This is a genomic window from Arthrobacter sp. TmtSoilC51 (assembly GCF_055388015.1).
This window is the reverse complement of sequence record NZ_AP035877.1, coordinates 2935156-2958803: the sequence shown is the minus strand read 5'-3', so window position 1 is coordinate 2958803 and position 23648 is coordinate 2935156. Positions and strand designations below refer to the sequence as shown.

General features: G+C 63.1%; 22 protein-coding genes. 11 read left to right on the top strand and 11 right to left on the bottom strand.

Translation table 11 applies throughout. The annotated features are described in order from the left end of the window. Nucleotides 1–6: 6 nt before the first annotated feature. The 7 genes from ACZ5G6_RS13460 to ACZ5G6_RS13430 form a co-directional block, all read right to left on the bottom strand. Nucleotides 7–627, bottom strand: a complete 621-nt coding sequence (locus ACZ5G6_RS13460) for an L-threonylcarbamoyladenylate synthase (protein ID WP_498685925.1) — start codon at nt 625–627, stop codon at nt 7–9. 20 nt (nt 628–647) lie between these two features. After that, entirely contained in the window at nt 648–1508 is an 861-nt protein-coding gene (locus ACZ5G6_RS13455) for an ABC transporter permease (RefSeq protein WP_223932915.1), read from the bottom strand. Then, nucleotides 1492–2466 carry an ABC transporter ATP-binding protein gene (locus ACZ5G6_RS13450; RefSeq protein WP_498685924.1) on the bottom strand — a complete coding sequence of 325 codons (975 nt, stop codon included), beginning with the start codon at nt 2464–2466 and terminating at the stop codon, nt 1492–1494. Before ACZ5G6_RS13450 ends, ACZ5G6_RS13455 begins: the two co-directional genes overlap by 17 nt. A gap of 40 nt (nt 2467–2506) precedes the next feature. Next, on the bottom strand, nt 2507–3691 hold the full coding sequence (locus tag ACZ5G6_RS13445; RefSeq protein WP_498685923.1) for a LolA family protein: 1185 nt from the start codon (nt 3689–3691) through the stop codon (nt 2507–2509). Nucleotides 3692–3808: 117 nt separating this feature from the next. Beyond that, nucleotides 3809–4879 carry an SIS domain-containing protein gene (locus tag ACZ5G6_RS13440; protein ID WP_498685922.1) on the bottom strand — a complete coding sequence of 357 codons (1071 nt, stop codon included), beginning with the start codon at nt 4877–4879 and terminating at the stop codon, nt 3809–3811. A gap of 40 nt (nt 4880–4919) precedes the next feature. Next, nucleotides 4920–5816 carry an N-acetylglucosamine kinase gene (locus ACZ5G6_RS13435; protein WP_498685921.1) on the bottom strand — a complete coding sequence of 299 codons (897 nt, stop codon included), beginning with the start codon at nt 5814–5816 and terminating at the stop codon, nt 4920–4922. A gap of 47 nt (nt 5817–5863) precedes the next feature. Then, nucleotides 5864–7297, bottom strand: coding sequence for a sugar porter family MFS transporter (locus tag ACZ5G6_RS13430; protein ID WP_498685920.1), 1434 nt, complete (start codon nt 7295–7297; stop codon nt 5864–5866). 112 nt (nt 7298–7409) lie between these two features. Here ACZ5G6_RS13430 and ACZ5G6_RS13425 point away from each other — a divergent pair, with 112 nt between their 5' ends. Then, nucleotides 7410–8156: a GntR family transcriptional regulator gene (locus tag ACZ5G6_RS13425; RefSeq protein ID WP_498691854.1), complete on the top strand. Its 747-nt coding sequence runs from the start codon at nt 7410–7412 to the stop codon at nt 8154–8156. 38 nt (nt 8157–8194) lie between these two features. On the opposite strand, the gene ACZ5G6_RS13420 is transcribed toward ACZ5G6_RS13425, so the two are convergent. From ACZ5G6_RS13420 to kynA, 3 genes are read right to left on the bottom strand one after another with little or no spacing between them, the layout of a single operon-like run. Beyond that, the gene (locus ACZ5G6_RS13420) at nt 8195–9058 is read right to left on the bottom strand and encodes a PaaX family transcriptional regulator (protein WP_498685919.1); all 864 of its coding nucleotides are present in this window, start codon (nt 9056–9058) and stop codon (nt 8195–8197) included. Continuing rightward, nucleotides 9055–10293 carry a kynureninase gene (kynU, locus tag ACZ5G6_RS13415; RefSeq protein WP_498685918.1) on the bottom strand — a complete coding sequence of 413 codons (1239 nt, stop codon included), beginning with the start codon at nt 10291–10293 and terminating at the stop codon, nt 9055–9057. The genes ACZ5G6_RS13420 and kynU overlap by 4 nt, the downstream gene beginning before the upstream one ends. A gap of 37 nt (nt 10294–10330) precedes the next feature. Then, nucleotides 10331–11200, bottom strand: coding sequence for a tryptophan 2,3-dioxygenase (gene kynA, locus ACZ5G6_RS13410; protein WP_223932908.1), 870 nt, complete (start codon nt 11198–11200; stop codon nt 10331–10333). 132 nt (nt 11201–11332) lie between these two features. Between kynA and ACZ5G6_RS13405 the strand changes: the two genes are divergently transcribed. The 6 genes from ACZ5G6_RS13405 (at nt 11333) to ACZ5G6_RS13380 (ending at nt 16004) form a co-directional block, all read left to right on the top strand. Then, a complete protein-coding gene (locus tag ACZ5G6_RS13405; protein WP_223932907.1) occupies nt 11333–11839 on the top strand; it encodes an HAD domain-containing protein in 507 nt (168 codons plus the stop codon). A gap of 180 nt (nt 11840–12019) precedes the next feature. Further along, nucleotides 12020–13225, top strand: a complete 1206-nt coding sequence (locus ACZ5G6_RS13400; RefSeq protein WP_223932906.1) for an inorganic phosphate transporter — start codon at nt 12020–12022, stop codon at nt 13223–13225. After that, nucleotides 13222–13443: a hypothetical protein gene (locus tag ACZ5G6_RS13395; RefSeq protein WP_223932905.1), complete on the top strand. Its 222-nt coding sequence runs from the start codon at nt 13222–13224 to the stop codon at nt 13441–13443. The genes ACZ5G6_RS13400 and ACZ5G6_RS13395 overlap by 4 nt, the downstream gene beginning before the upstream one ends. A 92-nt stretch (nt 13444–13535) precedes the next feature. After that, on the top strand, nt 13536–14525 hold the full coding sequence (locus tag ACZ5G6_RS13390) for a hypothetical protein (protein ID WP_498685917.1): 990 nt from the start codon (nt 13536–13538) through the stop codon (nt 14523–14525). Continuing rightward, entirely contained in the window at nt 14522–15433 is a 912-nt protein-coding gene (locus ACZ5G6_RS13385; RefSeq protein WP_223932903.1) for a hypothetical protein, read from the top strand. The genes ACZ5G6_RS13390 and ACZ5G6_RS13385 overlap by 4 nt, the downstream gene beginning before the upstream one ends. Nucleotides 15434–15446: 13 nt before the next feature. Further along, nucleotides 15447–16004, top strand: coding sequence for a dihydrofolate reductase family protein (locus tag ACZ5G6_RS13380; protein WP_223932902.1), 558 nt, complete (start codon nt 15447–15449; stop codon nt 16002–16004). Nucleotides 16005–16038: 34 nt separating this feature from the next. Here the strand turns inward: ACZ5G6_RS13380 and ACZ5G6_RS13375 are convergent, their stop codons facing one another. Next, on the bottom strand, nt 16039–16503 hold the full coding sequence (locus tag ACZ5G6_RS13375) for a hotdog fold thioesterase (RefSeq protein ID WP_223932901.1): 465 nt from the start codon (nt 16501–16503) through the stop codon (nt 16039–16041). Between the two features lie 160 nt (nt 16504–16663). Here ACZ5G6_RS13375 and polA point away from each other — a divergent pair, with 160 nt between their 5' ends. The 4 genes from polA (at nt 16664) to rpsA (ending at nt 23468) form a co-directional block, all read left to right on the top strand. Next, the gene (gene polA, locus ACZ5G6_RS13370) at nt 16664–19306 is read left to right on the top strand and encodes a DNA polymerase I (RefSeq protein ID WP_498691852.1); all 2643 of its coding nucleotides are present in this window, start codon (nt 16664–16666) and stop codon (nt 19304–19306) included. An 84-nt stretch (nt 19307–19390) separates the two neighbouring features. Then, complete coding sequence (locus ACZ5G6_RS13365) at nt 19391–20719, top strand: GNAT family N-acetyltransferase (protein ID WP_498685916.1); 1329 nt, start codon at nt 19391–19393, stop codon at nt 20717–20719. Between the two features lie 48 nt (nt 20720–20767). Then, nucleotides 20768–21787 (top strand): polysaccharide deacetylase family protein, encoded by a 1020-nt coding sequence (locus tag ACZ5G6_RS13360; protein WP_223932898.1) that lies wholly within the window; start codon nt 20768–20770, stop codon nt 21785–21787. A 205-nt stretch (nt 21788–21992) separates the two neighbouring features. Beyond that, nucleotides 21993–23468 (top strand): 30S ribosomal protein S1, encoded by a 1476-nt coding sequence (gene rpsA, locus ACZ5G6_RS13355; RefSeq protein WP_216925808.1) that lies wholly within the window; start codon nt 21993–21995, stop codon nt 23466–23468. The last annotated feature ends 180 nt before the right edge of the window (nt 23469–23648 follow it).

Genomic DNA, 23648 nt, shown 5'->3' with positions numbered 1-23648 from the left:
AGGGACTTATTCGAACCGTGAAGGATCGCCCGTTCCGCGGCGAACTACTTCCGCAACGCCGCTGGAGAAGTCGATCACTGTGGTGGGCTCTGAACCGGTATCGCCGGAATCGATCACTGCGTCTACTTCATTGTCCAGCCGTTCCTTGATTTCCCAGCCTTGGGTCAGGGGCTCTTCCTGGTCAGGCAGCAGGAGCGTGCTGGAAAGCAATGGTTCACCGAGTTCGGCAAGGAGCGCCTGGACCACTTTGTGATCTGGAATGCGCACGCCTACTGTCTTCTTCTTCGGGTGGAGCAGGCGCTTGGGAACCTCACGGGTGGCCGGGAGGATGAAAGTGTAACTGCCCGGGGTGACGGCCTTGATGCTCCGGAAAACATCGTTATCGATCATCACGAACTGCCCCATCTGGGCGAAATCCTTGCAGACCAAGGTGAAGTGGTGTTTGTCGTCCAATTGCCGGATGGTCCGGATGCGATCCAATGCTTCCCTGTTTCCGATCTGGGCGCCCAAGGCGTAGCAGGAGTCGGTAGGGTAGGCGATCAGCCCGCCGCTTTGCAGCATGCTAACCACTTGGCTGATGGCGCGTGGTTGCGGATCTTCAGGGTGGACGTCAAAGAATCTGGCCATGGAGAGAGCCTACGGCAAAGCTAGGACAGGATGTCCTTGGTGGAGAACTTCCCGTAAGCCAGTGCGCCGCAGACGGCAATGTAGCCGGCTTGGAGCAGCGCGTTTTCTCCAAACGACGTCCAGGAGATCGGTTGCCGCAGGATGTCGGCGAACCCAAGCCAATGGTGGCTGAACAGCCAAGGGTGCAGCCATTCCAGTTGTGGCAGGTTGTCCAGCACTTGCGATACCACCGAGAGGACGATGGTCGCGGCCATCGCCCCCACCGGGACGTCCGTAAAAGTAGAAATGAGCAGCCCGATCGCGGACAAGCCCAACAGCGAGACCGTGATGTAGGCAGCGATCAACAGTGACCGCAGCGCTGACTCGCTTACCCCGATCGTGTCACCGGACAGCAACGTGACAGGACCGATGGGGAAGAACACGACGCCGGCCAAGGTACCCGCCGCTGCGACGGTGGCTGTAGCGGCACAGCAGAAAGCAACGGCCCCGGCGTACTTGACCAGGAGCAGGCGGATGCGCCCCGCCGGTGCCAGGAGCAGATACCGCAAAGTTCCCAGGTTGGCCTCTCCGGCGACGGTGTCGCCGGCCACCACGCCGATGGTGAGCGGCAGGAACAGCGGGACACAAACCACCAGGGCCGTCACAGCGACAAACAGGCCGTTCTGTGTGATGCGGTCCAGAAACAGTGGACCGCGGCCAGGCGTCGCGGGCCGGGATGAGAGCTTGACGGCAATGGCAATGAGGATGGGAACAGCGGCGAGGGCCAACAGCATGGCCCAGGTCCGGAGGCGGCGAAACAGTACGGACAATTCGGAGCCAAGCAATGCCCACCCGATCCCGGGCCGGACCGGCGGAGCGGAACTTTCAGCCAACAACGTCAAACCCCTCTCCTGTCAGGGACACGAACCGCTCTTCCAGGCTTGCGTTCTCCACGGAGAAACCCCGGACGCGGACGCCCTCGGCCACCAAGGCGGCAACGATCTCTTCAGGCTCAACGCCGTCCAAGCCGGTTCCCTGGACCAGGCCGCGGCCAGGCGCTTCGCCGGGAACCAAACCCAGGCGGGCCAGGACACGGACAGCATGTTCGACGTCGGGCGTTCGCACCAGAACGTGCGCTTGTCCGGCAGACCGCAGTTCATCCAACGGTCCTTGGGCCACCAGCCGCCCGGCGCTCATGACCCCCACATGGGTGCACATCTGTTCCACCTCGGCCAAGAGGTGGCTGGAAACGAAGACGGTGGTCCCGCCGGCGGCCAGGGAGCGCACCAGGCCGCGCACCTCCCGGGTCCCTTGGGGGTCAAGCCCATTGGTTGGTTCGTCAAGAACCAGCAGTTCCCGCGGCCGGAGCATGGCGTTGGCGAGCCCCAGGCGCTGTTTCATCCCCAGTGAGTAGGCCCGTACTTTCTTCCCCGCAGCGTGGCCCAGGCCAACGCGGTCCAGTGCCTCGTTGACGCGCTGGCGTCGGGTGGACGAGGAGGCATGGCGGTCTGCGGAGTCCAGCCGCAGGAGATTGGCCGCTCCGGAAAGAAACGGATAGAAGCCTGGCCCCTCCACCAGCGCGCCCACCTCGGGCAACACCGAAGCCAACTGCTGCGGCATCTCCTTGCCCAGAACGCGTATTTCGCCACTGTTCGCTGAAGCCAGGCCAAGTAAAACGCGGATGGTGGTGGTCTTTCCCGAACCGTTGGGACCCAGGAAGCCGAACACCGCGCCGCGGGGGACGGCAAGATCAATGCCGTCCACCGCAGAACGGCGGCCAAAGCGCTTCACCAGGCCATGGGTTTCTATGGCAAGGTCAATCGATGGGGTGGTGGGAGCAGCTTCACGGACCTCCGTCACAGGTCGCCGATCATAGGGGCGGCGATCATTGAACGGCCGGTCATTGGGCTGCAGCGGCTGATTCCAGCCGGTCCAAAGGCACCAAGCCCGCAAATACGCGGCCGTCGTCGAGAATAAGGACGCTCACCAGCGACGTTGTCAGTGCCCGTCCGCCGCTGACGGGTGGCAGCGCCTGGGCGAGCTGGGGGTTGGAGGTGAGTTCGGCGGGCGCCGTTCCAGCAGGCAAGCCGATCACAGTGGCCCAGCCTTCGCCGGTCACTGAACCGCCGTGGCGGGGGAGCGCCGGTATGGCTGATGCCTCAGGTGCCGGAACGGGCTGAACAGGGGCGGGCTGATCCGGGGCAGGGGCGGGGGCAGGGGCGGGCTGATCCGGGGCAGGAACAGTGGGCCCTTGCATCGTAGGCGGCAATGGCTTGGTGGGAACCGGCATCTCTGTGACAGTTGCGCCGACCGGCGGGGTGAAGTTAAACAAAGCGGCGTCCGGGGTGGAAAGGTTCACCTCGGTATAGGCAAGTGAATATGCAGGCTCCGGCTGGCCCTTCGCGCGAACCTCGACGCCCAGTGGCAATCCAGTTTCGGAGTCGACGTCGATCGACACAGAATCAACCAAGGTCCCGTCACTGCGCGGCAGCAGGCTCAACCGGTACGCGCTGCGACCCGCAACCGTAGAAGCTTCGCCCACCGTAACTTCAGTGCTGGAATCAATGGCTGACAGGAAGTGACTGGCCATTGCCTCCGGAGTGGGAATGTCAGGACGCGTTGATTCGCTTGGAAGGGATTCCCCCCGCTCGGCCAATGAGGGCACAGGGACGTTTAGATGCGTAGCGCTGTTGTCCGCGGAATTGTAGAACCAGGCATCGCCGCCATTGACCACAAAGTCACGTTCGGCCATCCTGTCCAGGATTTGCAGTTTGGCTTTGGAGGGGCCGTCCAGATAAACGCGCGCGGTGTGTGATCCTGTGAGCAGTTCAAGCGCCGAAGTGGCTCCAGGTACGATTCCCGGGCCAGCTGTGGGAACTTCAGGCAACCCCAACTCAGCGGTTTGCACCACAGTGCCGGATAAAGCGCGCACCTCCGTACGGGCGATCATGGCCAGGATCTCATCCGCCGTTTTGGGCGGCAGGGAAACGGTCGCGCCGGCCTGGACGGAGCCGATGAGCGCCGCCAGCGCCAGTGCAAGGGGAACCAGGAGAGCTGGCAGCCACCGCTGCCTGGCCCGCGCCATTAGTACCGACCACCACACGTGAGAGGCATGAATCCAGACTACTCCGGTTATCTGCGCGGATCATCGGTCCGCGTGGCTGGATGCGGTGTGCACATCCAGCCACGCACGCACCGGCGTCTACCAGGTTTCAGTCACCTTCAGCAGGCCGCGCGGAGCATCGGGATCATTGCCGCGTTCCACCGACAACTGCAAGGCCAATCGCTGGAGAGGCAGGATCTGCAGGATAGGCGAAAGCTCCTCCGGAACACCGGCCGGCAAAGGAAGGACCAAACTACCTGGAAGGGCGGCAGAGCGGTCGCCCACCACGCATACGTGGGCGCCACGGTCCGCAAGCCTCTCCAGGACAGGGCGCATGGCCGTTCCCCCGATTCCCTCCGGGACAACGGCAATTACAGGGTGCTGGGAGTCGATCATCGCGAACGGTCCGTGCAGGAGATCCGCACCGGAGAATGCCTGGGCAGGTAGGTAGGAGGTTTCCATGAGCTTCAGGGCACCCTCCCTCGCCGTGGGGTAGGAATAGCCACGACCCGTAGTGATGATGCGGTCGGCAAAGCGGTAACTGCCAGCCACGTCCAGCACGGCATCATCAGCCAACACAGAATCGGCCCAGTCAGGAATGCCCGCCGCGTTGACGGACGTTCCACCACGCCACGCATCAACCAACAACCACAGAGCCAGAAGCTGCGCCGTGTAGCTCTTGGTAGCCGCCACGGCAGTTTCGCTTCCGGCCAGGATATCCAGGTGATGTTCCGCAGCCCTGGCCAGCGGGGACCCGGGCGAGTTGGTCACGGCGACGGTGAGGGCGCCAAGGCGGCGGGCTGCCGCCGTCGACTCCACCAGGTCCGGTGAACCGCCGGACTGGCTGACCGCCAACCACAGCACACCTTCCAGTTGGGGCGTGGCTCCATACGCGGTAAGGGTCGACGGCGAGGCAAGGCCAACCGGCAACCCAAGGCTGATTTCAATGAGGTACTTCGCGTACAACGCCGCATGGTCACTCGTGCCGCGGGCGGCGAGCAGGACAAACCGTGGGGACGCCCTCTTGATAATGTCCGCCATGGCAACGAATTGCTGGCGGCCCGAATCCAGGAGTCCGGCGAGTACCTGGGGTTGCTCTCTGATCTCGTTGGCCATTTTGACACCGGGAGTGGAGTGCGGGACACCTGGGGAGGTAGGAGTGATGGTCATGGTTCCTGTCTGTTTTTCGAAGGGGCAAAATCTCTGCGAGTCAGGGCTCGATCAGTTGCCGGGCCAGCTTTACGGCGCCGTGCACCGGGGCCTGGCCCAGGATCCTGATCAGTGAGGGATCCTCCAAGGCAACCTTGCGGGCAACGGCGCCTGCCAGTTGCTGTTGATTGACCAGGAGACCACCAGCCATCACCAAAGGCAGGTCCAATCCAAGCTCGCCCAGTACTTGCCTGGCCAAAGTGGCCAGGGAATGCGAGGCTTCAGCCTGGATCCGCAACGCAGCAGGATCACCTTCAACCGCAAGGTCCAGGACCAGCGGGGCAAGGCCCGCCCAGTGGTCCGGTTCAGGCTTGGCATAGAAGAGATCCATGAGCTGCAGTGCGTCCGCGCTCGCCGTCGCGGACATGAGGGCGCTGACCATCGTGCCCGGTTCCAGTCCCGCGTAGTACTCCCGCAAGGCCTCCCGGACAGCGTCACGTACCACGGAGTATCCTCCGCCTTCATCGCCGAGCAAATAGCCGTAGCCTCCGCTGCGGGCCTCTTGTCCCTCGCGGTTCCGCCCCCAAGCGACGGAGCCGGTGCCTGCTACCAGGACCACTCCGGCGTCGAGGTCCGCGGCGGCGAGGACGACGCGGGTGTCATGGACGACGTCGATCCTGGCGCCGGGAAAATGTTCAGTAAGAAGGGCACTCAGTACGGCCCTGCTGGCAGGGGTGTCCGCTCCCGCGGCGCCTGCGCATACGGCCTGGATACCCTCACCGACCGCCGCAGCGATCCGTCGCAGCACGGCGTCTGCTCCCTGGTGACCCACTGAGGACAGGTTGGCGCTTGCCTCGGTAATCTCAAGATGTGCGTCGCTGTTCGCGCCAGCGCCCTTGCTCCGGCCCTGTCCCTGCCTCCGGCCCTGTCCCTGCCCCCGGCCCAGGTCCGAACGCACAGCATGTGTCTTGGAACCGCCAATATGCAGGCCCAACACCGCCGGCGTCACCGGACAACCGCCGGTTCTGTGTCTTCATGTGCAGGGATGTGTCCGGTCGCCTCAGGCTCCGGCCACTTCCCACCATTTTCCCAGTACTGCTGTATTTCCTCCAAGGGGCGGCCCTTCGTCTCGGGAGCGAACTTGCGGACAAACATAAAGCCGAGGATAGCCAGAACACCGAACACTGCGAAGGTGCCCGCGCCACCCAAACGCTGGAGCATGGTCAGGAAGAACGCTGCCACCAGGACGTTGGCCACCAGGTCCGAGGTCAGCATCGCGCTTGCCCCGAGCGAGCGGAGCCGGGAAGGGAAGCTCTCGCCGGCGTATACCCACACCAGTGCACCGAAGCCGAACGTGAAGCCCACAGTGAAAAGAAGGACGCCAAGGAAGCCAAGGACTGTGAGCAGGCCGCCGAAGTCCTGGCCGGCCATGAACACTCCTACCAACAGGACGTTGGCCGCTACCATCATGCCGATGCCGGTCAAGAGCACCGGGCGGCGGCCCAGCCGGTCTACCAGCGACAAGGACACGAAAACAGCCACGAGCGAGGCCACCTGCACTGCCGCGGGCAGCAACAGCAGTGCTGCGTTGCCGCTGAAGCCCATGGCTTCAAAGATCCTGGGGCTGTAGTAGACCACAGCATTGATGCCGGTGATTTGGATGAAGAAGCCCAGGCCAACCACGAACACGGTCGCCCGGAGGTAGGCAACGCGCAGCATTTCGCGGAGGCCGCCGCCGCGTTCTTCGCTGATGGCCCGCTGCATCTCTGCCAACTCTGCGTCTACGTCTGTCCCCGGCTCAATAGCGGACAGGGTCCGCCTGGCTTCCGCCGTCCTGCCCCGCATCATGTACCACCGGGCGGTGTCCGGCAGCTTGACCACTATGGCGAGGACAATGATTGCCGGGATTGCTGCAAGGCCAAGCATCCACCGCCAAGAGCCAGTGCCGGCGAGGGCGTAGGCAGCCAGATAGCCAACGATGATGCCGAAGACGGTGGCCACCTGGTACGCAACCAGCAGGGCGCCGCGGACCTTTGCCGGCGCCGACTCCGCGACGAACACGGGGACCACCACCACGGAGATGCCGATGGTGAGGCCCAGCAGCAGTCGGGCGATGAGCAGCGTCGGTACATCGTCGGACATGGCGCTGAGCACTGCGAAGAGCGCGTAGCCGATCGCCAGACCCACCATGCACGCCTTGCGGCCCACGCGGTTGGATAGCCAGCCACCCACCAGCGCGCCCAGGACTTCTCCGGCAACCACTGCGGTGGTCACAAGTTCCTGCTGGGATGTGGTGAGGCTGAACTGCTTGGTGATGAACAGCAGGGCGCCGGCAATGTTGGACATGTCGTAGCCGTAAATCACGCCGATGGTGGCGGCGGCGCCGCCCACCAGGAGCCCTAGCCTGGGTGTTTGCCGTAGGTCTTGCAGGATCGACATCTTTGTCCCTTGGATCTGTGGAAAAGTAGGGGTTTAGCGGAGTTTCTCCGAAATTGGTTTAGACCAACCTGCACTAGATTGGCATAGACCAATCACCTTGTCTACAAGTAGGATGTCCAATATGTCCACAGATGTCGCGGCGGCAATGCCCAAGTACTACGTCCTCAAGACCGAGCTGCTTGCGTCGATCGCTGGACTCCAGCCGGGCACTCTCATTCCCACGGAACGGGCGCTGGCGGAGAAGTACAAGACGTCCCGCACTACCGTTCGGCAAGCCATCAGTGAGCTCGTTGCAGAGGGGAAGCTGGGCCGCATCCAAGGGCATGGCACTTTTGTGGCGCCGCCAAAGATGACCCACGTGCGGCAGCTTACGTCCTTCTCCGACGACGCAAGGAACCAAGGCTTGCGGCCTGACTCGAAGCTCCTGTCCCTGGCCGTGGCCAAGGCGGACATCGACGTCGCAGCACATTTGGGAATCGACCCCGGCGATGGCGTCACACGCCTGGAGCGGATCCGGTTGATCGACGGCGAACCTCTGGCCCACGAGGTCGCTTACCTCCCGGGCAAGTTGCCGCGCTTCAAGGCAAACCTTGAGAAGGCCGGTTCGCTCTATGCAGCCTTGGCCGACATTTACGGCGTTCACATTTCCGACGTCGAGGACACCGTGGAGACGGCGCTGGCCGGGCCGGAGGACGTAAGGCTGCTCGGGATCGAAATGGGGGCGCCGTTGCTGGTGGTCCATCGCCTGGCGAGGGATGCTGCCGGTGTCCCCGTTGAGTGGACGCGCAGCACGTTCCGCGGCGACCGGTTCCGCTTCGTCTCACGGGTCAACAGCACCGCCTCAAAGGGCATTCCCTAAAAGCAGCGGCTGTCGAACCACAGCGGCTGTCGAACCACTCAGGGCGCCGGGACCGCCAAGTCGCTCCCAAGGGTACGCCGCACGAAGTCCGCACTTGGCTCTGCGTAGGCGTCCATAATCTGCTCGAACAACGCAGTTCCTTGGGCCCCGGGCCAGTCTTCGGGCAGGAAGGTCCGGGGCAGCCCGGGGTCGAGGTAGGGGATGATCCGCCAGCGGTCGATGCATTGGACATACCTGGCAAAAGCATCGGCGTTTGCATCAATACCGACGCTGTCCGGAGCGGGCGCGGCAGTGCCGTGCTCGCGGATGAAGTCCTTGTACAGCTCCGCCACCGCGTCCAGATCCCACCACTTCGATGCGGCATCGGCCAGGTTGCCGCCTACCAGCGGGGTTTGCGTCACGAAGAGGGTGGCCATTCCCCGGAGTTCAAGGTCGGTGAGGATTTCCTCCACCTCGCCGCGAAGGGTATCCGGGCAGATCCACAAGCCGGCGGCGACAGTCCCGCAACCAATCCAGTGGAGCCTCCGCCGCAACTGGTGGCGTTTTTCCCGCTCCGTCTCCGGAATCGAAAAGGAGACCAGGCACCACGGATCGGCCGGTGACATGCTTATCGGGTTGTAGATCCTGCGGTCGCCGCGGGCAAGCATGGTGGCGGCTCCCTCGGTCAGGGTGAACCCAGGGATCCCGTCACGCGCCTCCTGCAGGACTACGTCCTTCTTCCGCAGGCGGCCCAAGGCCGTCCGGGTCACCGTCCCGGACGTGCCCAGGGCCTCCATGAGGACAACCATGTCCTTGACCGACATCCATCCACCGGCATCGCGCAAATACAGGCCAATGACTGTTCGCAGCAACGACGTTGTACTCCCGGGACGGGAGTCCATGTCGTCAAGGACGGCACTCACAGCAGCTCGGCGAGGGCGTCGCGGATAGCGGTTACTCCCAGCTCAACCTCAGCGTAGCTTGTGCTCAAGGGGGACAAGCCGATGCGCAGGCCATGCGGGGGACGGAAATCGGGAATGACGCCACGCTCCCACAGCTTGGCCGTGACATCGGCAAACAGTGGGTGGTCCACAGTGATATGCGAGCCACGCTCGGCAGCGTCGCGGGGGCTCACGATGTCCACGCCAAGGGGTACCAGGAGCTCATCGGCGAGGGCAATGGCGTACTCCGTGAGCTTGACCGACTTCTCGCGAACGGCGTCCATGCCAACAGAGGCGATCAGTTCCACCATGTCCTTGATTGGCTGCATGGCCAGCACCGGAGGCGTGCCCGTGATGAACCGGCGGATTCCCTGTGCGGGACGGTATGACTCCGTCATGCCGAACGGATTGTCCGCCCCCATCCACCCCCAGATGGGCTGCTGGAGCAGGTCCTGCCGTGCGGCGTTGACGTACGCGAATGCGGGGGAGCCCGGACCGCCGTTGAGGTACTTGTAGGTGCAGCCGACAGCCAGGTCAACGTCCCAGGCGTCAAGCTCCAGCGGTACGGACCCAACCGAGTGGCAAAGGTCCCACAGCATCAGTGCGCCGGCTTGGTGCACCTTGGCGGTGATCGACTGCGCGTCGGCCAGGAACCCGGAGCGGTAGGCTACATGGCTAAGAACCACCACGGCCGTCCGCTCGCCAAGGAGCCCGTCGAGGTCCGCGGCACGAACGCCGCTGGCGGGGTTGGCGGCGATCCATTTGATGCTTGCCCCGCGTTCCTTGGCGATGCCTTCGATGATGAAGCGGTCCGTGGGAAAGTTGTCGCGATCGATGATGATCTCGTCACGGCCCGGTTGGGCATCTACGGCCGCGCGGATCAGCTTGTAGAGCATGACCGACGTCGAATCGCCCACAGTGACCTGCCCGGGCGCGGCGCCGAGCGCCACTTGGCCGATGCGGTCGCCAACACGGGTGGGTTCGTCCATCCATTGTTCGTCCCAGCCCCGGATGAGGCGGCTTCCCCAGGCGTCGTGGACAAAGGATTCCAGGTTCGCGGCAGTTGCCTTCAGTGGACGTCCGAGAGAGTTGCCGTCCAGGTAAGCGGTGAGCTGGCCGGCGTCGGGCGTGTAGAAGGCCTCACGCTGGGCGGCGAGAGGATCTGCGGCGTCCAGCTCGGCCGACGTTGGCCGCTGGGTCTGCTGGGCAGTAGTCATGGGTTCCCTCCTTGGGGAGTGCTTGTCGGGTATTTGCTTAGTTGCCGATCTCGGTGCGGACGGCGTAGAGCTCGGGGAAGAAGGTGAGGTCAAGGGCGCGTTTGAGGAAGTCGACACCTGACGAGCCGCCTGTGCCCACCTTGAATCCGATGGTCCGCTGGACGGTGCGCAGGTGGCGGAACCGCCAGGCCTGGAAGTTGTCTTCGATGTCCACCAGGTCTTCGCAGGCCTCGTACAGTCCCCACTGGGTATCGTCCGATTCGTAGATCTTCTGGAAGACGGGGACCAGATCCTTGCGGAACGTCCACGGCTCGCTGGTATCCCGCTCCAGGATGTCGGCCGGAATGTCGTATCCGGCGCGGGCCAGCACCGCCAGGAAGGCGTCGTACAACGTGGGTTCCTCGAGAAGCCGGCTGAGCAGCGCATGTGCCTCAGGGTCGCTTTCGAAGACCCGCAGCATGCCCCTGTTCTTGTTGCCCAGCAGGAATTCAACGCCGCGGTATTGGTACGACTGGAAACCTGAGGAACTGCCCAGGAAGCCGCGGAACTGCGCATACTCACGGGGCGTGAGGGTACCCAGGACAGACCACTGTTCAGTCATGGTGCGCTGGATGGCCTTGACGCGGGCGATGCATTTGAGGGCCTTGCCCAGGTTGTCAGCGTCGAAGAGCCTGCGGGCTTCAAGCAGCTCATGAAGGACCAGCTTGAGCCACAGCTCACTGGTTTGGTGCTGGATGATGAAGAGCAGTTCGTCGTGGTGCTCCGGCTGGCTGAGCGGGTGCTGGGAACTGAGCAGGTGGTCCAGGTCCAGGTAACCGCCATAGGACATCGCATGCCGGAAGTCGGTGCGGACTGTGTCTTCTATGGGGCGGACACTCTGCGGGGAATGGACTGGGGGCTTTTCCATACCTACGAGGTTATCACTTCCATGACGAACGTCAAGGAAATGATTTCTTGCGCATATTTTTCATCTCAGGATCGCCGACGTACCGTACGCTGGGCTTGACCCCACCAGAAAGTGGGGGAAGGGAGAACGGCCATGGCCTCCAACATGCCGGTGTCCATATACCTGGACGTCGACGGCGTGGTGAACCCGTTCGGCCCCCAAGGCGTCACTGATTGGGGTGGTGAGTGGAAAATTGCCGACGCCGGCATCCTTGACGTCGCGTTCGCGCCCGAGGCAGTGGCCGAACTCAACGAGCTGGCAGCGCATCCCCTCGCCCGTTTTGTATGGCTCACCACATGGGAGCGCCTTGCCCCGGAGTTTCTCTGCCCGGCCATTGGCCTCAAGGGCGAGGATTGGCCTGTACTTTCCAGCCAGGGCTGGGACCAGAGCCCCGAATGGTGGAAGCTCGGGGCGCTCCAGAAAGACCTGGCCGCGACGGGTGCGGAGCGCTTCGTGTGGTTGGACGACCAACTTGGCCAGGAGTCCGACGCCCGCTCCTGGGCCGAATACCACCAGGACCGTGTGCTTTGCATCTCACCGGATCCACGCAAGGGACTGTCCCGGCGCGATCTCGCCGCGGTCCGGACCTTCCTCGGTTGAGCCCAAGCACAGGCACACGTTTGTTCGCTCAGTGGTTGGCACGTAGGATTCTTAAGGTTTCAAGCCCGCCGGATAGAGTGCGGCAAGTCCAGTCAAGTAAACAGTGGCTGAACTATGCTGTGCATGGCAGGTATGGGGAAGTGGAACTGCTGAACGTCGACTCTGCAGATTGGGCAACAGGTGGAAATCACCTTCATGGTCGCGCTTGTCATAGCGTTGGCCCTATTCTTTGACTTCACCAACGGCTTTCACGACACAGCCAATGCGATGGCCACGCCTATCGCTACGGGGGCGATCAAGCCCAAAACGGCGGTTGCCTTGGCCGCCGTGCTCAACCTTGTTGGAGCGTTCCTTTCAACCGAAGTGGCAAAGACCATTTCCGGCGGACTCATCAGGGAAGGCTCGGACGGTATCCACATCACGCCGGATATCATCTTCGCCGGCCTGATGGGTGCAATCCTCTGGAATATGGTCACGTGGCTCAAAGGCCTGCCATCCAGTTCCTCGCACGCGCTGTTCGGCGGCCTCATCGGCGCCGCAGTGGTGGGTATCGGCCTGCACTCCATCAACTTTGAAACAGTGCTGCAGAAGGTGATCCTGCCCGCTGTCTTTGCACCACTCATCGCCGGAGGCGTGGCGTACCTTTGCACCCGCCTCGCGTATGCCCTGACTTCCCGGCACGATCCCGAAACGGGCGACAAGCTCACGCAGAAGCGTGGGGGTTTCCGTACCGGCCAGATCTTCACCTCCAGCCTGGTGGCCCTCGCGCACGGCACCAATGACGCCCAGAAGACCATGGGCATCATCACCCTGGTGCTCATCGCCGCAGGTACGCAGGCGCCGGGTTCCGGGCCGCAGTTCTGGGTTGTCGCCGCTTGTGCCCTGGCCATCGCCATCGGCACCTATGCCGGCGGCTGGCGCATCATCCGTACCATGGGCTCGGGCCTGACCGAAGTCAAGCCTGCGCAAGGCTTCTCGGCCGAGACCAGCACGGCCTCAGCCATCCTGGCTTCTTCCCATCTGGGCTTCGCGCTCTCAACAACGCAGGTCGCTTCCGGCTCGGTCATCGGCTCCGGGCTGGGCCGCAAGGGAACCTCCGTGCGGTGGGGCACTGCGGGCAAGATCGCCATAGGGTGGCTGTTCACGCTCCCGGCATCGGCGATCGTGGGTGGGCTCACCGCGCTCCTGGTGAATATCGGCGTCGTAGGTGTGGTCATTGCTGCGGTCGTCGGTAGCGGTGCCGTCCTGTTCATGTTCGTCGCGTCGCGTAAGTCGCATGTCGGCCACCACAACGCCGTGGAAGTCGAAGAGGCCGGCCACGCCGTCAAGTTCAGCAAGAAAAAGAAAGCCCGAAAGGCCGCCAACAACAAGGATGTGCAGCGATGAAGTGGTTGGAGTTGGTTCAGGTTGCCGGCGTCACGCTCGTGGCTGCTGTGAGCCTGGTGGTCCTCTACTCCCTGGGAGTACGCCTTACCGCCATTGCAGGTGACGCCCAGCAGAAGTCACCCGGACTCATACGCTCCCTCGCCGCCATATGCTTTGGCATTTGCGGACTGGCTGTTCTGTTCGGCATCTACCTGATCGTGCCGTACTTCGGAAAATAACGGCCTCTCTGGCAGCAATGTGCGTTCGGGAGAATAATCTGCAGTGTAGTTACATTACTGCGTGGTCGTGATCCGGCAGATGTGGGGCTGTCATGAAGTGCCATTCCCGAAGCCATCTCATCGGACTGGCGCTGGTTCCGGTCCTGATGCTGGCACTTTCTGCCTGCGTCCCCAACGCAACCTCGCCCGGGAGTCCATCGCCGAACCCTGCTCCGCCGGCCACCAGCGCAACATCACAAGGAGTTCCCAGCAGGGTCGATCCCACGGCGGGGCAGCCCGCTGGCCCGGCGGGACCGGGGGCCCCACAAGCAGAAGCGCCGGTGGTGCGCTGGGTACCCATCGGGCCGGTAGGCCCCAACGATCCCACCTCTGGCCAGCGGTATCTCCTCCTTCAGCAATTCCAGTGCGATGCACTGGCCCAGAGCCTGGAGGGCGCGGAAGACGCTGCGGTGTGGCAGGCGGGTGCGGCTGTCTGCAAGGCCCTGCAAAGTGGGACCCAGCAGGACTGGCAGCGGGCTTCCAACGCGGTTGCGGCAACACCCCGCATACCCCAGACCCAGTGCCTTGAATTTACGGTCGCCGCCACGTCAGCCTCTGCGATCGCCCAGCACCGCAGCAACCCAGGAGTTCCACTCAAGCCTGAGACCGCCCCGGGCGAGGCTTGCCCGCGCCACTTAAGCGGCCTGACGGTGGTCGACAGCGACTTGAGGCCCGTAGCAGGCACAGCACGTGCCTCCGGCCCCCGCTCGGGCGGAACGGTCGTAAGACTGGACGGCTATTACGTCAGAGTCGGGGACATCCTGTTCGACGGCGTCCCGGCATCACCGGAGATCGTTGCCGGCGGAGGGGACTACGAGACGCTGTATGTGAGGATGCCGCCGTCGGACGGCAGAGACTCCGTCCGCATTTCCATTACGGACACCGTGGACATCAGCGGAACAGTGACGTTCTTCTATGATGATTCCGCCCCCACCAGCACGGGCCCTGGAACCCAGAGCACAAGGCCAAGCGCCGAACCCACGCAGAGCGGCCCGTCGGCCACCATTCCTTCCGTCGGTGCGTCCCCAACGGCAACTCCATGAGCGTCGCCCAGGAGCCCGCTGCCTCACAGGAATCCGATGATCGGAGCCTGGTCAACAACCGCTGGCAACGGACCCTGGACGTCCTTTCCGTCATTGGTCCGCCCTTGACCGTCGCCACGGCCCTGCTGGTCTACTTCGGCTGGGCGCGCACTGATGCGCAAGCAAAGGCCATGGGCCTGGACGTCAGCCTCTTTGGTTATACGGTGCAGGACTTTATCCTGCGGAGCATCCAGTCGCTCTTCCAACCGTTGGCCTGGCTCGTAGTGATCGGCTTGTTGTGGCTCATGGTGGACCGGCTGGTTTCCCGCCTCCTTGGCGCTGCACGGCACCGGTCGCTGCTTCGAAGGGGCGCCATGGTGGTGTTGGTTCTTGGCTTCGCCTATGCAGCCGTGATGTGGGTGGCAATCGTAACGCAGCCAGAACGGATCCTGCTCTATGCGCCCTTCCTCATCGCCGCAGGTTTGCTGGTAGGGGCGTGGGGGCTCAGTGTGCGCCGAAGGGCTGCGGTTCCGGCCCAACGAATACTCCGCACCACCACGCCGCGCTCGCTCGAGAGGTCACTTGTGTTCGTCCTGGTCACCCTGCTGCTTTTCTGGGGAACCTCCGATTACGCGCAAGCCCTCGGACGGGGCGCTGCAGTCGATTACCAGGAACGGTCCAGCCTGCTGCCCACCGCCGTCGTGTACAGCAAGGAGCGGCTGGCGGTGACGGCACCCAACGTTCATGAGGACTCAGCTGGTACAGAGGCGGAGCCGTTGTACCGGTACACAGGGCTGAGGCTGCTGGTGGTCAGTGGAGGAAGGATCTTCCTGCTGAACGACGGATGGACGCTGGCCCAGGGCCGCGTGGTGGTACTCCGCGATGATGGCAGTGTCCGTGTGGAGTATGGGAACGCAAGTGCCAACTGACTAGTCTGGGGCCATGTCGATCTTCCAGTACTACGTCGCTTCCACCGTCGATGGCTTCATTGCTTCCCCGGACGACGATCTCGGCTGGCTCCTGCAATTTGACCAGGTTGAGGGCGTAAGTGGCAGCTATGAGTCCTTCTTCGCAGGTGTGGGTTGCATTGCGATGGGCGGCGGGACCTACCGTTGGCTCATGGAACACGAGCCCGGCAAGTGGCCGTACCCGGACACCCCCTGCTGGGTGTTCACCCATCATGAATACTCGGCTCCGGCCGGTTCCAATGTCACCTTCGTCCGCGGGGACGTGCGCGAGTTCGCCCCGGATCTCCTGGCTGACGCCGGAGACAAGAACGTGTGGCTGGTGGGTGGCGGTGACCTCGTCGCCCAGTTCGCCAATGCCGGTTTGCTCCACGAGATGATCGTCACCATCATCCCGGTTGTTTTGGGCGCCGGAAAGCGGCTGCTGCCGCTCAACGGCCCGACGGCGCCACTTGAGTTGCTCTCCTCACGCATCCTTGGTGGGGCCGCCGCGGAGCTGCACTACCGCATGCCGCCGCAGGTCGCCCGGCCGTAGGAGCGGCAGAAGAAGCGGCGGTGGCAGCTGCTGCTTAGTGGCGGTTGTTCCGGATCATGTTGGTGATCCGGGCAGTCGACAGCCTGCGGCCCTTTTCATCGGTGATCACGATCTCGTGCGTGGCCAGCGTCCCGCCCAGGTGGATTGCGGTGCACGTACCAGTTACCGTGCCGCTGGCGATGGAGCGGTGATGCGTGGCGCCGACTTCGATTCCCACAGCGTGCCGGCCTCTGCCGGCGTGAAGGGACGCCGCGAATGACCCCAGGGTTTCCGCGAGGACCACGTGGGCTCCGCCATGGAGGATGCCAGCTACTTGGGTGTTCCCCTCCACAGGCATGGTTGCCACAGTGCGTTCGGCGCTGAGTTCGGTAAACCGAATGCCCATTTTTACCACAAGGGAGCCAACGCCGTGGCCGGAAAGCCAATCATGGAACTCCTCCGGTACACCTGCCTCGTTGAGTTCGTCGACAAACCGGTTCGGCGTGAAATTGTCCATCATGCCAACTAGGCTGGCACCTGTGAGTGAAACAACCAAACCGGACCAGGTTCCAACGGCCCAAGCTGCTGCCATTGCAACAGCACCCACCCCCTCTGCCTCCGCTTCGTCCAGCACCACGGGGGAGGGCCGGCCCAGGCTGCTGGTCCTGGATGGCCACTCGATGGCGTTCCGGGCCTTCTATGCGCTTCCTGCCGAAAACTTCTCGACGGCCAGAGGCCAACACACCAACGCCGTGCACGGATTCACCTCCATGCTGATCAACCTGATTAAGGACCAGAAACCCACGCACGTCGCCGTCGCGTTTGATGTTTCTGACGACACCACTTTCCGCAAGGCCGAGTACAGCGAGTACAAGGGTGGCCGCAACGCGACGCCCGCGGAGTTCCAAGGCCAGATCGCCTTGATCGCGAAGGTCATGGAGGCGTGGGGGATTAGGACTATCGCGCTTCCCGGTTACGAGGCCGATGACATCCTGGCAACCCTTGCTGCCCAGGCTGATGCCGCGGGCTTCGAGGTCCTTCTGGTTTCCGGGGACCGTGATTCGTTCCAGCTGATCAACGAGAACGTTTTTGTGCTCTACCCCAAACAGGGCGTCAGCAACATCCCCAAGCTGGACGCCGCAGCCATCGAAGAGAAATACTTCGTCAAGCCAGCCTTCTATTCGGACCTCGCCGCATTGGTGGGCGAATCCGCGGATAATCTCCCGGGCGTACCCGGCGTGGGGCCAAAGACCGCCGCCAAGTGGATCAACCTCTACGGCGGCCTGGACGGCATCCTTGAAAACCTGGACGCCATCGGCGGCAAGGTAGGTGGAGCGCTCAAGGAGAACGTGGAAAACGTCAAGCGCAACCGGAGGCTCAACAGGTTGCTGACGGACCTTGAGTTGCCGATCACGCTTGAGGACCTTTATGAACCCCGCCCTGATCGCCAGGCAATGGAAGAACTTTTTGAAGAGCTGGAATTCCGCACACTGCGGGCCCGCCTGTTCGATCTCTACGGAGACGATACCGCCGGTGCTGCACCGGACACCATCGAAGCCCCTGAGTTTGCCACGCTGAAGGAGGCCGATGAGCTTGAGGCGTTCTTCAGCGCCGGATCGGGCATGCGTTCGGCTATTGCCATCCAGCCCATCCCGGGCCGCATAGGCGAGGACGCCAGCGCGTTGGCCGTGGTGCGGAACAACGGCGCTGCCTGCATCGAGCTCACCGGGCTGGATTCTGCAGCCGAGTCGGTGCTGGCCCGTTGGCTGCAGGACCCTGAAGAAGCCAAAGTGGTGCACGAGTTCAAAGCCGCCCTCAAGGCCCTGCACAACCGTGGCCTGGGCCTGGAAGGCGTTGTTGACGACACGTCGATTTCGGGATACCTAATCCAGCCGGACCGCCGCAGCTACGACCTCCCTGAGCTCGCCCAGGTCCACCTCAAGATCTCCTTGGGCGCTGTGACTGCAGCGGTTGGGCAATTGGAGCTGGACCTCATGGGTGGCAGCGATCAAGCGGCGGCCGCCGCGCTCGTCCAGCAGGCCGCCGTCGTGCATTCCCTTAGCAAGCACTTCGAAAAGGAACTTGCCGAGCGGAAGGCCGACGCCTTGCTGACAACGCTGGAGCTCCCGGTGGCCCGTGTCCTGGCACAGATGGAACTCACCGGCATCTACGTCTCCATGGATCGCATGAACGAGCAGCTTGCGGACCTCACCAAGGTGATCGAGAATGCCCAGGAGCAGGCATTCGCCGCGATCGGGCACGAGGTAAACCTGGGTTCGCCCAAGCAGCTGCAGACAGTCCTTTTCGAGGAACTCGGCCTGCCGAAGACCAAGAAAATCAAGTCCGGTTACACCACGGATGCGGCGTCCTTGAAGGCCTTGCTGGAAAAGACCGGCCACGAATTCCTGGTGCAGCTCATGGCCCACCGGGAATCGTCCAAGCTTGCCCAGATGGTTGAAACCCTCAAGAAGTCGGTAGCGGACGATGGCCGCATCCACACCACGTACGCGCAGAACATTGCAGCAACAGGCCGTATCTCCTCGAACAACCCCAACCTGCAAAATATCCCGGTCCGCAGCGAGGAAGGCCGCCGGGTCCGCGGGATCTTCGTGGTCAGTGAGGGGTATGAATGCCTGCTGTCAGCTGACTACTCGCAGATCGAAATGCGCATCATGGCCCACCTCTCCGGTGACGAAGCTCTGATCCAGGCATACAGGGACGGGGAGGACCTGCACCGCTTCGTGGGCTCACGGATCTTCAACGTCGCTCCGGCCGAGGTCACCAGCGCGATGCGGTCCAAGGTGAAGGCCATGTCCTATGGCCTGGCCTATGGCCTGACCTCATTTGGCCTCTCAAAGCAGCTGGAGATCTCGGTGGACGAGGCCAGGACGCTGATGAAGGACTACTTCGACCGCTTTGGCGGCGTGCGTGACTACCTCAGGGGTGTCGTGGACCAGGCAAGGGTGGACGGTTACACGGCCACTATTGAAGGTCGCCGCCGTTACCTCCCGGACCTCACCAGCACCAATCGCCAAGCACGCGAAGCGGCCGAGCGCATTGCCCTCAACTCGCCTATCCAGGGTTCCGCCGCCGATATCATCAAGCGGGCCATGCTGGGCGTCTCCGCAGAACTTGCAAGCCAGGGCTTGAAATCACGGATGCTCCTCCAGGTGCACGATGAACTTGTCCTCGAGATTGCACCCGGAGAGCGCGAAGCCGTCGAAAAACTCGTGGTGGAGCAAATGGGTGCTGCTGCTGAGCTGTCAGTCCCGTTGGACGTCCAGCTCGGCGTAGGGTCCAGCTGGTTCGAGGCCGGCCACTAGTCAGCCGAACGATCCACAGGATCGTCCGAGGGGCGCGCCGCCTGGATGGTGGCGCGCCCCTCCACGTCTGGCTAGGCTCGGGGCGTGGCTGATCCCAATGAAAGTTATTCCGAAACGAACTCCGCCGAAAAATACAGGATTCAACAATTCCCTGCTGTAGCTGATCGTGAGGACCCTGCCTACTCCCGCTGTGCAGCGTGGATCCAGGCAGTCTCGCACGGCTTCCACCAGCACAGGCGCGATGACGACTACATCGCCAAGACACTCGCGGCTTACCGCGCGGACCACCGTGAATTGACCGGGGTGTACATCAACGGTGACGTTCCCGAGCACGCTCTGGGTGCGGAGTTCCCGGTGGCCACGTACGGCACCATGCGCAAATCCCTGAACATCGGGTTTGGCCGACAACTGGAATCAAACCTGGTGACCGCCGTGACCGTCCGTGGAACGCACCGGCGCAAAGGCCTGCTCCGCGGCATGATCACCGCTGACCTTGCGGGCGCAAAGGACGATGGCCTCGCCATGGCAGCGCTGACCGCCTCGGAGGGTTCCATCTATGGCCGCTTCGGTTTTGGCGTGGCTACATTTGAACGCAGCATCAAGGTCGATACGGGCCCCCGTTTCCGCCTCAAGGGGCAAGCGACGGGGACAGTGGAGGTCGCTGATCCAGCTGTGCTCCTGGAGGTTGCACCGCAGGTCTTCGAACCTGTCCAGCGGGCGACTCCAGGCTCAGTAGACCGTCAGGAGTATTATCGCTTGCTGGCTTCCGGCGCGATCGGCCATGACGGGAAGCCGGACACCGGTGTCCGGAGCGCCCTGCACTACGACGCCTCCGGGACGCTGGACGGCTACGTTTCCTATCGCTTCAAAGGGTGGGATGAGAAGCCCTACACGATGGAGATTGTGGACCTCGTTGCTGGTACAAACCCGGCGTACCTCGATCTCTGGCGCTTCCTTGGGAGCATCGATCTCATTGACCAGGTGACGTGGGCCGAAGCGCCGGTGGATGATCCGCTGGCATGGGCCTTGGAAGATCCCAGATGCATTGACTCCTCGGATGTGCGCGACATGCTGTGGTTACGCATCCTGGATGTTCCGGCAGCACTGGCCGCCCGCCGTTACCCGGTTGCCGGAAAGCTCGTCATGGACGTCTCGGACACGCTTGGTCTGGCTGGTGGCACCTGGGCGTTGGAGTCCGACGGCGGTGCTGCCGCGGTGGTCACGGACGCATCCGGCCAGGAACCCGATCTCCGCATGGACGTCGCCGATCTCGCGTCCATATACCTCGGTGCCGTGTCCCCGGTGACGCTCACCGCGGGCGGGCGGATGAGTGAGTGCAAGCCGGGTGCCGCGTTCAGGGCCCAACAGCTTTTTGCCGTGGAGCGGCCGGCACACTGCCTCACGCATTTCTAGAAATACACTTCTACTAACAGCTCAAACACCCAATAGACAAGGACATCCATGGGGGATTCCAAGCGGCGGCCGCTGGCCGGCCGGCGATCAGTGCTGCTTGGAATGGCAGGATTGGCAACTGCTGCCCTTGCGGCTTGCGCGGACAACGGCAGGGTGGCAGTGCCAGACGCCCCCGGACCAGGGCCGACGTCGCCTGTTGCTCAGCCAAGCGGACCGGGTGCCGGCCCTGCGACGCCGCCGCCATCCATCGCTGCGCTCTCGAGCGAGCAGGCCGCTGCGGCCATCGCCGCCAAACCCGGCGGCGGTGAGGGAGGCGACGGCACTGTAGCTCCGCCGTCGAACGCCCCCGCAGCACCTGCCGCTGTCCCCAGCAAGGAACAAATCGTTGCCGAGTTCGGGACCCTGCGCCCACAGGAATGGGGCCTTCACGTTGCGGGTGTCGTGAACAATTCCGCATCCCGGCATGTGGCCCTTACCTTCGACGCCTGCGGCGGGCCCGGCGGAACCGGCTGCGACCACAAATTGCTGAAGTCCCTTCGCAGCCTCAACGTCCCGGCCACCCTTTTCATTAATAGCCGCTGGATCACGGCGAACAGGTCACTTGCCGCCGAATTGGCAGCCGACCCCTTGTTCGAGCTCGCCAACCACGGCACACTCCATTTGCCGTTGTCAGTCAACGGAAGGTCCGCCTACGGCATTGCCGGAACGGCGAACCCAGCCGCGGTTTACGAGGAGTTGATGGGCAACCAGGCCCTCATGCATGAGTTGACGGGGGTTTCGCCGCGCTTCTTCCGGCCGGGAACGGCGTTCTACGACGACGTCGCTGCCGCGATGACGCGCAGGCTTGGGATGCTGCCGGTCAACTTCACCGTGAACGGCGACGGCGGTGCCACCTTCGCGCCCGCAACTGTCGCCGGGGAAGTGGCTCGGGTTGCGGCGGGGGACATCGTGATTTCGCACTTCAACAGGCCGGCCTCAGGAACTGCCGAGGGTTATGCGAGGGCTTTGCCGCGCTTGTTGGACGGCGGGGTTACCTTCGCGCGGCTGGGTGACGTCCTGCCTGGGTGAAGGCCTTTGCTGGTCCTGCCGGGGTCCTTTTGACCCTGCTTTGCAGATACGACTAGAATAAACGGGCGTGTACTACGTGCATGCGTCCATTTTGTATTAATCCACAAATCAGGATGACCCGGTATTTTGCCGTGTTCTGCCGTCCGGACCCGGGCGGCAGCGGTTTGCCTGACCGACACACTATCCACAACGGAGCCCCTACTACATGACCATCACCTCCACCGAGAAGCCCGGTACCCCCGTAGTCGCCATTAACGACATCGGTACCGCTGAGGACTTCCTCGCAGCTGTCGACGCCACCATCAAGTACTTCAACGACGGTGACCTCGTCGAAGGTACCGTCGTCAAGGTCGACCGCGACGAAGTCCTGCTCGACATCGGTTACAAGACCGAAGGTGTCATCCCTTCCCGCGAGCTTTCCATCAAGCACGACGTTGACCCCGGCGAAGTTGTTGCCGTTGGCGATCAGGTCGAAGCTTTGGTTCTCACCAAGGAAGACAAAGAAGGCCGTCTGATCCTCTCCAAGAAGCGTGCTCAGTACGAGCGCGCCTGGGGCGACATCGAGAAGGTCAAGGAAGAAGACGGCGTCGTTACCGGTACCGTCATCGAGGTCGTCAAGGGTGGCCTCATCCTGGACATCGGCCTGCGCGGCTTCCTGCCCGCATCGCTCGTGGAGATGCGTCGTGTCCGCGACCTCGCTCCGTACATCGGTCAGCAGATCGAAGCCAAGATCATCGAGCTGGACAAGAACCGCAACAACGTTGTGCTGTCCCGCCGTGCATGGCTTGAGCAGACCCAGTCCGAGGTCCGCTCCACGTTCCTCAACAAGCTGGAAAAGGGCCAGGTTCGTCCCGGCGTCGTTTCCTCCATCGTCAACTTCGGTGCATTCGTGGACCTTGGCGGCGTAGACGGCCTCGTTCACGTTTCCGAGCTCTCCTGGAAGCACATCGACCACCCGTCCGAGGTTGTCGAGGTTGGCCAGGAAGTCACCGTCGAGGTCCTCGAAGTGGATCTGGACCGCGAGCGTGTCTCCCTGTCGCTCAAGGCTACGCAGGAAGACCCGTGGCAGACCTTCGCCCGCACCCACGCCCTCGGCCAGGTTGTTCCGGGTAAGGTCACCAAGCTGGTTCCGTTCGGTGCGTTCGTTCGCGTCGAAGACGGCATCGAAGGCCTCGTGCACATCTCCGAACTGGCTGTCCGCCACGTGGAGCTGGCCGAGCAGGTTGTCTCCGTTGGCGACGAACTGTTCGTCAAGGTCATCGACATCGACCTCGAGCGTCGTCGCATCTCCCTCTCCCTCAAGCAGGCTAACGAGGGCGTTGACGCTGACAGCACCGAGTTCGATCCCGCTCTGTACGGTATGGCCGCTGAGTACGACGAAGAGGGCAACTACAAGTACCCCGAGGGCTTCGACCCCGAGTCGAACGAATGGCTCGAGGGCTACGAGACCCAGCGCGCCGCTTGGGAGCAGCAGTACGCTGACGCCCAGACCCGTTGGGAAGCCCACAAGAAGCAGGTTGCACAGCACGCTGCTGACGACGCTGCCGCTGCAACGTCCGGTGAGAGCGATTCCGGCACCACCAGCTACTCCTCGGAGCCGGCTGCTGCTGAGTCCAACGCTGGCACCCTGGCGTCCGACGAAGCTCTCGCAGCACTGCGCGAGAAGCTGACCGGCAACTAATTCCGCCACCCCTCACGGGATGCGCTGAATAGCCAAAGAAGGACCCCTGCCTCACGGCAGGGGTCCTTTTGCTTAAGCTGTGTGGCCAGGGACGGGCTATCAGAGCGCCAGGCGGCCAAGGCCTTGGCCCCGGAAACTCCGGCCCAACCAGATGCCAGTCTCCACGGAACCCGGGTCCGG

Excerpts from the sequence above, each read along its gene's own strand:
- kynA (WP_223932908.1), bottom strand. The coding sequence starts at position 11,200 with ATGGAAAAGCCCCCAGTCCATTCCCCGCAGAGTGTCCGCCCCATAGAA.
- kynU (WP_498685918.1), bottom strand. The coding sequence starts at position 10,293 with ATGACTACTGCCCAGCAGACCCAGCGGCCAACGTCGGCCGAGCTGGAC.
- rpsA (WP_216925808.1), top strand. The coding sequence starts at position 21,993 with ATGACCATCACCTCCACCGAGAAGCCCGGTACCCCCGTAGTCGCCATT.
- ACZ5G6_RS13440 (WP_498685922.1), bottom strand. The coding sequence starts at position 4,879 with ATGACCATCACTCCTACCTCCCCAGGTGTCCCGCACTCCACTCCCGGT.
- ACZ5G6_RS13360 (WP_223932898.1), top strand. The coding sequence starts at position 20,768 with ATGGGGGATTCCAAGCGGCGGCCGCTGGCCGGCCGGCGATCAGTGCTG.
- ACZ5G6_RS13430 (WP_498685920.1), bottom strand. The coding sequence starts at position 7,297 with ATGTCGATCCTGCAAGACCTACGGCAAACACCCAGGCTAGGGCTCCTG.
- ACZ5G6_RS13405 (WP_223932907.1), top strand. The coding sequence starts at position 11,333 with ATGGCCTCCAACATGCCGGTGTCCATATACCTGGACGTCGACGGCGTG.
- ACZ5G6_RS13375 (WP_223932901.1), bottom strand. The coding sequence starts at position 16,503 with ATGATGGACAATTTCACGCCGAACCGGTTTGTCGACGAACTCAACGAG.
- ACZ5G6_RS13385 (WP_223932903.1), top strand. The coding sequence starts at position 14,522 with ATGAGCGTCGCCCAGGAGCCCGCTGCCTCACAGGAATCCGATGATCGG.
- polA (WP_498691852.1), top strand. The coding sequence starts at position 16,664 with ATGGCGTTCCGGGCCTTCTATGCGCTTCCTGCCGAAAACTTCTCGACG.
- ACZ5G6_RS13425 (WP_498691854.1), top strand. The coding sequence starts at position 7,410 with ATGTCCAATATGTCCACAGATGTCGCGGCGGCAATGCCCAAGTACTAC.
- ACZ5G6_RS13380 (WP_223932902.1), top strand. The coding sequence starts at position 15,447 with ATGTCGATCTTCCAGTACTACGTCGCTTCCACCGTCGATGGCTTCATT.
- ACZ5G6_RS13390 (WP_498685917.1), top strand. The coding sequence starts at position 13,536 with ATGAAGTGCCATTCCCGAAGCCATCTCATCGGACTGGCGCTGGTTCCG.
- ACZ5G6_RS13460 (WP_498685925.1), bottom strand. The coding sequence starts at position 627 with ATGGCCAGATTCTTTGACGTCCACCCTGAAGATCCGCAACCACGCGCC.
- ACZ5G6_RS13395 (WP_223932905.1), top strand. The coding sequence starts at position 13,222 with ATGAAGTGGTTGGAGTTGGTTCAGGTTGCCGGCGTCACGCTCGTGGCT.
- ACZ5G6_RS13445 (WP_498685923.1), bottom strand. The coding sequence starts at position 3,691 with ATGGCGCGGGCCAGGCAGCGGTGGCTGCCAGCTCTCCTGGTTCCCCTT.